General features: G+C 71.6%; 7 protein-coding genes. 5 read left to right on the top strand and 2 right to left on the bottom strand.

What is annotated here, in order from left to right; translation table 11 throughout:
* A partial coding sequence (locus ABD120_RS34100; RefSeq protein ID WP_343954416.1) for an ABC transporter transmembrane domain-containing protein occupies positions 1-1,282 on the bottom strand: 1,282 nt, incomplete at its 3' end.
* 39 nt (positions 1,283-1,321) lie between these two features.
* The gene (locus tag ABD120_RS34095) at positions 1,322-2,467 is read right to left on the bottom strand and encodes an MFS transporter (RefSeq protein ID WP_343954415.1); all 1,146 of its coding nucleotides are present in this window, start codon (positions 2,465-2,467) and stop codon (positions 1,322-1,324) included.
* A 46-nt stretch (positions 2,468-2,513) separates the two neighbouring features.
* On the opposite strand from ABD120_RS34095, the gene ABD120_RS34090 reads away from it, so the two are divergent.
* The 5 genes from ABD120_RS34090 to ABD120_RS34070 are packed head-to-tail and all read left to right on the top strand — an operon-like array spanning position 2,514 to position 9,822.
* Positions 2,514-6,044: a nitrate reductase subunit alpha gene (locus tag ABD120_RS34090; protein WP_343954413.1), complete on the top strand. Its 3,531-nt coding sequence runs from the start codon at positions 2,514-2,516 to the stop codon at positions 6,042-6,044.
* An 11-nt stretch (positions 6,045-6,055) separates the two neighbouring features.
* The gene (gene narH, locus ABD120_RS34085; RefSeq protein WP_343954576.1) at positions 6,056-7,651 is read left to right on the top strand and encodes a nitrate reductase subunit beta; all 1,596 of its coding nucleotides are present in this window, start codon (positions 6,056-6,058) and stop codon (positions 7,649-7,651) included.
* Positions 7,648-8,199 (top strand): nitrate reductase molybdenum cofactor assembly chaperone, encoded by a 552-nt coding sequence (gene narJ, locus ABD120_RS34080; protein WP_343954412.1) that lies wholly within the window; start codon positions 7,648-7,650, stop codon positions 8,197-8,199. The genes narH and narJ overlap by 4 nt, the downstream gene beginning before the upstream one ends.
* A complete protein-coding gene (gene narI / locus ABD120_RS34075; RefSeq protein ID WP_343954411.1) occupies positions 8,196-8,864 on the top strand; it encodes a respiratory nitrate reductase subunit gamma in 669 nt (222 codons plus the stop codon). The genes narJ and narI overlap by 4 nt, the downstream gene beginning before the upstream one ends.
* Before the next feature lie 22 nt (positions 8,865-8,886).
* The gene (locus tag ABD120_RS34070; protein ID WP_343954410.1) at positions 8,887-9,822 is read left to right on the top strand and encodes an AEC family transporter; all 936 of its coding nucleotides are present in this window, start codon (positions 8,887-8,889) and stop codon (positions 9,820-9,822) included.
* Positions 9,823-9,870: the final 48 nt, after the last annotated feature.

Here is a 9,870-nt window from a genome sequence, read left to right as displayed (position 1 = left end):
CGGAGGCGGTGCCCCTGACGTCGAGTTCGTCGCGCAGCCTGCCGGTGAACAGCCTGGCGGCGTTGTCGGCGACGAGGACGCGTTCGCGGACCTCGGCGACGGGGAGAGTGGCGAGTTCGACGCCGCCGAAGGTGACGTCGCCGTCGCTGTAGCGGCCGAGCCGGTCGGCGATGGCGATGGAGTCCTCCGGCTGCGAGGCGGTCAGGGCGGTGAGGACGCCCGGCTGGAGCGTGACACCGCTGTAGCTGTCGCGCAGCACGCCGCCCTCGCTGGTGCCGGTGCCACCGCCGATCTCCGGCTCGATCGACAGGATGCGGATGACGCGGCGGGCGGCCACGTGCCCCTTGGTGATCTTGTCGGCGGCCTCGGTGAGCGTGCGCATCGGGCCGATGAGGAAGACGGCGTAGCCGTAGAAGGAGACGAGTTGTCCCGGGGTGATCTGGCCGTCCACGGCGAAGGAGGCGCCGATGCCGGTGACGACGGCGACGAGCAGGCCGGGCAGCAGCACCTGGGCGCCTTCGAGCAGCGATTCGACGCGCGCGACGCGCACGCCCGCGTGCCGGACGCGCTGGGACTCCTCCCCGTAGCGCTCGCCGAAGACCTGCTCGCCGCCGATGCCGCGCAGCACGCGCAGGCCGGTGACGATGTCGGCCGAGCGGGTGGACAGTTCGCCCTGGAGGTCGCGGTGGGCCTTCTGGCGCCGGTGCAGCGGCTTGAGCAGCGGTCCGACGGCGACCGCCATGAGCGGGACGCCGAGCAGGACGATCAGGCCGAGCACGGGTGAGGTGGTGAGCAGGATCACGGTGACGGTGGCGATGGCGACGACCGAGCCGGTGCCGCGCAGCAGGATGTCCATCGAGCTGCCGATGTGCGCGATGTCGGAGTTGCCGACGCTGATGACCTCACCGGTGGACAGCCGCTTGGGCAGCGTGGCACCGAGGCGGGTGGCCTGTTTGGAGGTGACCTGGACGGTCCGGTAGGCGGCGGCCAGCCAGCAGTAGACGGCGTGCCGGTGCCGCATGATCCCGGAGAAGGCGGTGACGAGGCCGAGGCCGAAGAGCACCGCGCTCCAGGTGAGCAGCGCGTCGGTGTCCTTGGCGGTGACGGCGTCGATGCCCTTGCCGAGCACGGCGGGAACGAGCGCCTGGCCGAGCCACCACAGGATCGCGAAACCGACGCCTATGGCGAGTGGGCCCCTCTGGCACTTGACGTTCCACAGCAGGTAGCGGAGAGGAGAACGGATGTCGGGGGTGCCGGGATCGGCTTCGGGCAGGGAGCGCATAGCCTGTCAAGGTTGACAAATGCGCTGTAAACCGGCAAATCATTTTCGGAAGGCGCGGGCGCTGTAGAGCAGTGCCGCGGCGGCGGTCGCGGCCAGGAGCAGGTAGCCGATCGTGTACGCCCCGGTGGCGGAGTAGACGGCGCCCATCACCAGAGGCGGGAAGTAGCCGCCGAGGCCGCCGGCGGCGCCCACGAGGCCGGTGACCGTACCGACTCGGGCGGGGTCGACGAGCCGGGCGACGAGCGCGAAGACGCCGCCGGTGCCGAGCCCGAGGAAGAAGGCCATCAGCACGAAGCTGACGCCCGCCGGGAGCTCCAGCGGCGGCTTGAGGCTCAGCAGCAGGGCCATCACCGTGGCACCCGCGAAGCTCGCCACCAGGATCCGGACCGGTCCGACCCGGTCGGACAGCACGCCGCCGAGCGGCCGGGCGACCACGGCGGCGATCGAGAATCCGGCCGTGCGCAGCCCGGCGTCGGTCTGCGAGAGCGCGTAGACGTTCTGCAGCAAGGTCGGCAGGTAGGTGGAGAAGGCGACGAAGCCGCCGAAGGCCACCGCGTACAGGAAGGCGCACTGCCAGGTCGCCCGGATCGCCAGCGCCTCCCGGATCCGGGGCCAGGCGGGCCGGGTCGCGGGACGCCAGCCGGGCGCGTCGGCGCTGAACAGCAGCATGATCACACCCATGGCGGCGAGGGCGATCGCCATGAGCAGGTGGGTGGTGCCCCGGCCGATCCATTCGACCAGGCGCGGGGTGAAGAAGGCCGACAGCGCGGTGCCGCCCATGCCCGCGCCGAAGACGCCGGTGGCGAAGCCGCGCCGCGCGGGCTCGTACCAGGCGTTGACGAACGGGATGCCGACCGCGAACGACGTGCCCGCGACGCCGAGCAGGAACCCCCAGAACAGCAGGGACGCGTACGTCTGCGAGAAGCCGACGAACAGCACCGGCACGATCGAGACGAAGCAGACGAGCGCGAACATCACCCGCCCGCCGAACCTGTCGGCGAGCACACCGGCCGGGATCCGCCCCAGCGAGCCGACCAGCACCGGGATCGCCACGAGCAGCGAGGTCTGGGTCGGCGACAGGTGCAGCGCCCGGCTGTAGCCGCCGGACAGCGGCCCGATCAGGTTCCAGGCCCAGAAGGTGACGGCGAAGGCGGCGGTCGCCAGCGCCAGGTTCCGCACACGCATGACACCCTGTGTAACATCTCCTCACTCAATGTGATGAAGTGGGGGTATGAGTACGGCGGAGGACATCCTCCTGAAGACCGGGCGTTTCTTCCGCCGGTCTGTCACCAGCGCGGACCTGCGGGCGGTGCACCTCGCGGGCGGGCGCGAGGGCGACGCCTTCTACCGCGACCGCTGGAGCCACGACAAGGTGGTCCGCTCGACGCACGGGGTCAACTGCACGGGCTCGTGCTCCTGGAAGGTGTACGTCAAGGACGGCATCATCACCTGGGAGACGCAGGAGACCGACTACCCGAGCGTCGGCCCCGACCGGCCGGAGTACGAGCCGCGCGGGTGCCCGCGCGGCGCCGCCTTCTCCTGGTACACGTACTCGCCGACGCGCGTGCGGTACCCGTACGCCAGAGGCGTGCTGGTGGAGATGTACGCGGCCGCGAGGGAGAGCGGGCTGGACCCGGTGCAAGCCTGGGCCGAAGTCACGACAAATCCGGAAAAGAGGCTGCGGTATCAGCAGGCCAGAGGCCACGGCGGCCTCGTCCGCGTCACCTGGGACCTCGCCACCGAGCTGATCGCCGCCGCCCACGTCCACACGATCGCCGCCCACGGCCCCGACCGGATCGCCGGGTTCTCCCCCATCCCCGCCATGTCCATGGTGTCGCACGCCGTCGGCTCCCGCTTCGTCTCCCTCCTCGGCGGCACCATGCTCAGCTTCTACGACTGGTACGCCGACCTGCCCGTCGCCTCCCCGCAGGTCTTCGGCGACCAGACCGACGTGCCCGAGTCCGCCGACTGGTGGGACGCCGCCTACCTGGTGCTGTGGGGCGCCAACGTCCCGGTCACCCGCACCCCGGACGCCCACTGGATGGCCGAGGCCCGCTACCGGGGCCAGAAGGTGGTCGTGGTCGCGCCCGACTACAACGACGCCGCCAAGTTCGCCGACGAGTTCCTGGCCGTGCGCCCCGGCACCGACGGCGCGCTCGCCATGGCCATGGGACACGTGCTGCTCAAGGAGTGCTTCGCCGAGCGGCGGGTGCCGTACTTCGCCGAGTACGTCAGCCGCTTCACCGACCTGCCCTTCCTCGTCACGCTCACCCCGCACGGGACGGCGTACGTGCCCGGCCGCTTCCTCACCGCCGCCGACCTGGGCTCCGAGGAGGAGGCGGCCGGGTGGAAGACCGTCCTGCTGAACGCGGACGGCGAGCCGGTCGTGCCCAACGGCTCGATCGGCTTCCGCTGGGGCGAGCACGGCAAAGGCCGGTGGAACCTCGACCTCGACGGCGACCCCCTGCTCACCGTCGACGGCGGGCAGGCGGTGGAGGTGCTGCTGCCGCGCTTCGACGGCGGCGACCCGCTGGTGCGCGGCGTCCCGGTACGGCAGGTCGCCGGGCACCTGGTCACCACCGTCTACGACCTGCTCCTCGCCCAATACGGTGTCCCGCGCCCCGGCCTGCCCGGCGTCTGGCCGAGCGGCTACGACGACGCCGCCCAGCCGTACACGCCGGCCTGGCAGGAGGCCGTCACGGGGGTGAAGGCGGAGCGGGCGGTGAGGATCGTGCGCGAGTTCGCCCGCACGGCCGAGCAGACCGGCGGCCGCTGCATGATCATCCTGGGCGCCGGGACCACCCAGTGGTTCCACGGCGACACGACCTACCGGGCGTTCCTGACGCTGCTGCTGCTCACCGGCTGCCAGGGCCGCAACGGCGGCGGCTGGGCCCACTACGTCGGCCAGGAGAAGTGCCGCCCGCAGGCCGGGTGGGCGCAGCTCGCCTCCGCCCTCGACTGGGCTCGGCCCGCCAGGCAGACGCCCGGCACCCCGTTCTGGTACCTGCACACCGACCAGTGGCGTTACGACCGCTTCGACGCCGGGGCGTTGTCCTCGCCGGTCGGCCCCGGGCTGTTCCGGGGCCGGAGCACGGCCGATCTGGTGGCCGAGTCGGTCAGGAACGGGTGGATGCCGATGGCGCCCGCCTTCGACCGCAACCCGCTCGACCTGGGCGCGGCCGACGACCCGGTGGCGTACACGCTGGAGGAACTGCGGGCGGGCCGGCTGCGGTACGCGGCAGACGACCCCGACGACCCGCGCAACTGGCCCAGGGTGCTCACGCTGTGGCGCTCCAACCTGCTGGGTTCCAGTGCCAAGGGCAACGAGTACTTCCTGCACCACCTGCTCGGCACCCGGTCGAACCTTCCGGAACCGGACGAACAGGCGCCGCGCGGCAAGCTCGACCTGCTGGTGACACTGGACTTCCGGATGACCTCCTCCACGCTGTTCTCCGACGTGGTGCTGCCCGCCGCGACCTGGTACGAGAAGCACGACCTGTCCTCGACGGACATGCACCCGTTCGTGCACGCCTTCAACCCGGCCATCGACCCGCCGTGGGAGACGAAGAGCGACTTCGCCGCCTTCCACGCCATCGCCAGGGCCTTCAGTGCGCTGGCGAAGGATCGGCTGGGGGTGCGGCGGGACGTGGTGGCGGTGCCGTACCAGCACGACACCCCCGGAGAGCTGGCCCAGCCCGGCGGGCGCGCGCCCGAGCGGGTGGAGCCGGTGCTCGCCGTGGTCGAGCGCGACTACGGCGCCGTCGCCGACCAGCTGGCGGCGCTCGGGCCGCTGGCCGAGCGCAAGGGGCTGCCCGTCAAGGGCGTGGTGTTCACGCCGGACGAGGAGATCGGCTGGCTGGGCGAGCGCTGCGGCCTCGCGCCGCGCGGGGCGGCAAGGGGCCGGCCGCTGCTCGACACCGAGGCCAAGGCGTGCGAGGCGATCCTGGCGCTGTCCGGGGTGAGCAACGGCCGCCTGGCCGCACAGGGCTTCGCGCAGTTGTCGGAGCGGACCGGCCACGACCTGTCGGAGCTGGCGCACCCGGGCCACCGCATCGTCTTCGCCGACACCCAGGCCAGACCCACCCATGTCGCCGCGAGCCCGGAGTGGTCCGGCAAGGAGTCGCACAATCGCAGGTACTCCCCCTTCACCATCAACGTCGAGCACGGCAAGCCGTGGCACACGCTGACCGGCCGCATGCACTTCTTCCTCGACCACGAGTGGATGCACGAGTACGGCGAGGCCCTGCCGACCTACCGCCCGCCGCTCGACCTCACCGCCCTGTTCGGCGCCGAGCACGGCGACGGCCTGGTGGTGCGCTACCTGACGCCGCACTCCAAGTGGTCGATCCACTCGGAGTACCAGGACAACCTGCTCATGCTGTCGCTGTCGCGCGGCGGCCCCACGATCTGGATGTCCGTCGGCGACGCGGACCGGATCGGCGTGGCCGACAACGACTGGGTCGAGGCGGCCAACCGCAACGGCGTGGTCGTGGCCAGGGCGGTCGTCTCCCACCGCATGCCGGACGGCACCGTCTACATGCACCATGCCCAGGACCGGGTCATCGACGTGCCCAGGACGGAGGCGACCGGACGGCGCGGCGGCATCCACAACGCGCTGACCCGGGTGCTCGTCAAGCCCACCCACCTGATCGGCGGGTACGCGCAGCTCTCGTACGCCTTCAACTACCTCGGACCGACCGGCAACCAGCGCGACGAGATCACCGTGATCAGAAGGCGCTCCCAGGAGGTGGTCTACGAGTGAGCCCGCGCGTGATGGCCCAGCTCGCCATGGTCATGAACCTGGACAAGTGCATCGGCTGCCACACCTGCTCGGTGACGTGCAAGCAGACGTGGACCAACCGGGCGGGCGTCGAGTACACGTGGTTCAACAACGTCGAGACCCGGCCCGGCCAGGGCTATCCCCGCCGCTACGAGGACCAGGAGCGCTGGCGCGGCGGCTGGGAGGTGGACGCCAAGGGGCGGCTGCGGCTGCGCGCGGGCGGGCGGCTGCGCAAGCTGCTCGGCATCTTCGCCAACCCGCTGATGCCCGCCATCCAGGACTACTACGAGCCCTGGACCTACGACTACGACAACCTCACCAGGGCGCCGCTGTCCGACGACGTACCGGTCGCGCCGCCGCGCTCCCTGATCAGCGGCGAGCGCACGGCGATCCGCTGGAGCGCCAACTGGGACGACAACCTGGGCGGCGACCCCTCCCCCGACCCGGTGCTGCGCAAGATCGGCGACCGGGTCAGGCTGGAGTTCGAGCAGGCGTTCATGTTCTACCTGCCGAGGATCTGCGAGCACTGCCTCAACCCGTCGTGCGTGGCCTCCTGCCCGTCCGGGGCGCTGTACAAGCGGGAGGAGGACGGCATCGTGCTGGTCGACCAGGACCGGTGCCGGGGGTGGCGGATGTGCGTGACCGGGTGCCCGTACAAGAAGGTGTACTTCAACCACCGCACCGGCAAGGCGGAGAAGTGCACGTTCTGCTATCCGAGGGTGGAGGTCGGGCTGCCGACGGTCTGCTCGGAGACGTGCGTCGGCCGGCTCAGGTACGTCGGAGTCATGCTGTACGACGCCGACCGGGTCGGCGCGGCGGCCTCGGTGACCGACGAGAAGGAGTTGTACGAGGCCCAGTTGTCGGTCTTCGTCGATCCGGACGACCCGGCCGTGGCGGCCTCCGGGCTGCCGGAGGACTGGATCGAGGCGGCGCGGCGCTCGCCGGTGCGCGAGCTGATCACCCGCTACCGGGTGGCGCTGCCGCTGCATCCCGAATACCGCACGCTGCCGATGGTCTGGTACGTCCCGCCGCTGTCGCCGGTCGTGGACGCGCTCGCGGGCAGCGGGCACGACGGCGAGGACGCGGGCAACCTGTTCGCGGCCGTCGAGGCGCTGCGCATCCCGGTCGAGTACCTGGCCGAGTTGTTCACGGCGGGCGATCCGGCACCCGTGACGGCGGCGCTGCGGCGGCTGGCGGCGATGCGCTCCTACATGCGCGCGGTCAACCTCGGGCAGGAGCCGGAGGTGCCCGACGCGGGCCTGTCGGCGACGGACATCGAGGGCATGTACCGGCTGCTGGCGCTGGCCCGCTACGACGAGCGCTACGTGATCCCGACGGCGTACGGCGGGCGGCCGGGGTCCGTGGAGGAGTTCGGGTGCGGCCTCGACTACGACGGCGGGCCCGGCATGGCGGGGCCGTTCGGCGAGGGGTCCGGGCAGCCGGTGCCGGTGTCGATCGAGAGTTTCCACGGGCTGAAGCAGCGGCAGCGGGGCGAGGAGAGCACCCATCAGCGGGTGAACCTCCTCAACTGGGACGGCAGGGGCACCCCGGCCGGGCTGTTCCCGCCGAAGAGGGAGGAGCGGTCATGAACGCGGTGACATGGCAGGCGGCGGCGCATCTGCTGGCCTACCCGGATCAGCGGTTCTGGGCGCGGCTGCCGCTGATCGAGGAGGCAGCTGGGGGCCGATTCCCCGGCTTTATCCCGAAAATTCGGGAAATGGGGGGTGGGGGGCTGGCAGCGCACTACGTCGAGACGTTCGACCTCAAGCGGACCTGCTGCCTCTACCTCACCTACTACGCCGACGGCGACACCCGGCGGCGGGGCCGGTCGCTGGCCGCGCTCAAGGCGCACTACCGGGGCGCCGGGTGGGAGCTGATGGACGACGAACTACCCGACTACCTGCCGGTCATGCTGGAGTTCGCCGCCCTCGACCCGTCGGGCGGCGAGGTGCTCGCCGAGCACGTCGTCGGCGTCGAACTGCTGCTCGCGGCGCTGGAGACGCACGCTTCGCCGTACCGGCTGGTGCTCGGGGCGGTCAGGGACACGCTGCCGCCGCTGACGGCCGAGCAGCGCGAGGCGGTGACGCGGCTGGCGTGCGGCGGCCCGCCCGCCGAGTCGGTGGGGCTGGGCCGGTGAGCTCCGGCGAGAGCCTGTTCTGGGTCATCGTTCCGTACATGGTGCTGGTGGTCCTGGTCGGCGGGCTGATCTGGCGCTACCGCTACGACCGGTTCGGCTGGACCACCCGCTCGTCGCAGCTCTACGAGAGCCGGTTGCTGCGGGTGGCCAGCCCGCTGTTCCACTACGCGCTGCTGTTCGTGATCGCCGGGCACGTGATCGGGCTGTTCGTCCCGGCGTCGTGGACGCAGGCGCTCGGACTGTCCGACGCGGCCTACCACCTGCTCGCCCGGCTCACCGGCGGGGTCGCAGGGGTCTGCGCGGCGGCCGGGCTCGGCCTGCTGATCTACCGCAGGCGGGTGACCGGGCCGGTGTTCCTGGCCACGACCAGGAACGACAAGCTGCTGTACGCCGTCCTGGGGTCGGCCATCGTCCTCGGGCTGGTGGCGACGTTCGCGGGCGGAGAATACCGGGGGACGGTCTCGCCCTGGTTCCGCAGCCTGTTCGTCCTGCGGCCGGACGCCTCGGCGATGGCTGCGGCCAGCACGCCGTTCAAGGTCCACGTGATCGTGGGACTGGCACTGATCGCGCTGTTCCCGTTCACGCGACTGGTGCACGCACTGTCGGCCCCGATCGGATACCTGTTCCGCCCGTACCTCGTCTATCGGCGCCGGGTCACCAAATAGCGGGACATATACCCTCGGCGGGGTGTCGGGGGTCGTCGCGGCGTTCGCCGCACTGGTGTCGGTCGCCGCCCTCGGCTACGTGGTCGGCGCCCTCGGCGTGCTCCGGCCGCAGGACGAGCTCACGTTGTCCCGGCTGGCCTTCTACGTCGCCACGCCGGCGCTGCTGTTCGCCACCGTCGCGCGGGCCGACCTGGGCTCGATCTTCTCCCCGGTGCTGGTGACGCAGGTCGTGGCGGTGGTGACCGTACAGGTGGTGTTCGTCCTGGTGGCGGTGCTGTGGTGGCGCGGCAACCGGCGTCATCTGACTATCGGCGCGCTCGCGGCCTCCTATGTGAACGCGGGCAACCTCGGCGTGCCGATCGCCGTCCACGTCCTCGGTGACGGGGCGCTCATCGCGCCGATCCTGCTGTTCCAGCTCGTGGTACTCACGCCCGCCGCCTTTCTCGTGCTGGACCGCAGCTCGCGGGCGTTGCTGCTGCCCCCGCGCAACCCGCTCACGGTCGCCTCCCTGCTCGGCCTGGCACTCGCACTCGCCGACCTCGACCTGCCGCCCGTGGTCATGCGCCCGGTCGAACTGCTCGGTGGTGCGGCCGTCCCCGTCGCCCTCCTGGCCTACGGCCTCTCCTTGTACGGCGCCCGCCGCACCACCCCCACACCCCGGACCGACGGCGGCGAGGAGGTGCCGTCGGGACGCGGGCGGCGGGAGCTCGTACTCGTCGTCGGGTTGAAGGCGTTCGCCCAGCCCGCGCTCGCCTACCTCGCCGCGCGTTTCCTGCTCGGCCTGGACGGCACCGCTTTGCTGGCCGCCACGCTGTTCGCGGCGCTGCCCACCGCGCAGAACATCTACGTGTACGCGGTCGCCCACGGCGTGGGGCGAGAGCTGGCGCGCGGCGCGGTGCTGGTGAGCACGCTCCTGTCGATCCCGGTCATGACCGCAGTGGGCGCCCTTCTCGGCTGATGCCGACCACGTGGTCGAGCACTCCGGCGCCCACGCTGCCGATGCCCA

It is taken from the genome of Nonomuraea longicatena (assembly GCF_039525605.1).
Taxonomy (GTDB): domain Bacteria; phylum Actinomycetota; class Actinomycetes; order Streptosporangiales; family Streptosporangiaceae; genus Nonomuraea; species Nonomuraea longicatena.
The sequence above is the reverse complement of the archived record's forward strand: the minus strand, read 5'-3'. Positions and strand labels throughout refer to the sequence as shown.

Excerpts from the sequence above, each read along its gene's own strand:
- narH (WP_343954576.1), top strand. The coding sequence starts at position 6,056 with ATGGCCCAGCTCGCCATGGTCATGAACCTGGACAAGTGCATCGGCTGC.
- ABD120_RS34095 (WP_343954415.1), bottom strand. The coding sequence starts at position 2,467 with ATGCGTGTGCGGAACCTGGCGCTGGCGACCGCCGCCTTCGCCGTCACC.
- ABD120_RS34090 (WP_343954413.1), top strand. The coding sequence starts at position 2,514 with ATGAGTACGGCGGAGGACATCCTCCTGAAGACCGGGCGTTTCTTCCGC.
- narJ (WP_343954412.1), top strand. The coding sequence starts at position 7,648 with ATGAACGCGGTGACATGGCAGGCGGCGGCGCATCTGCTGGCCTACCCG.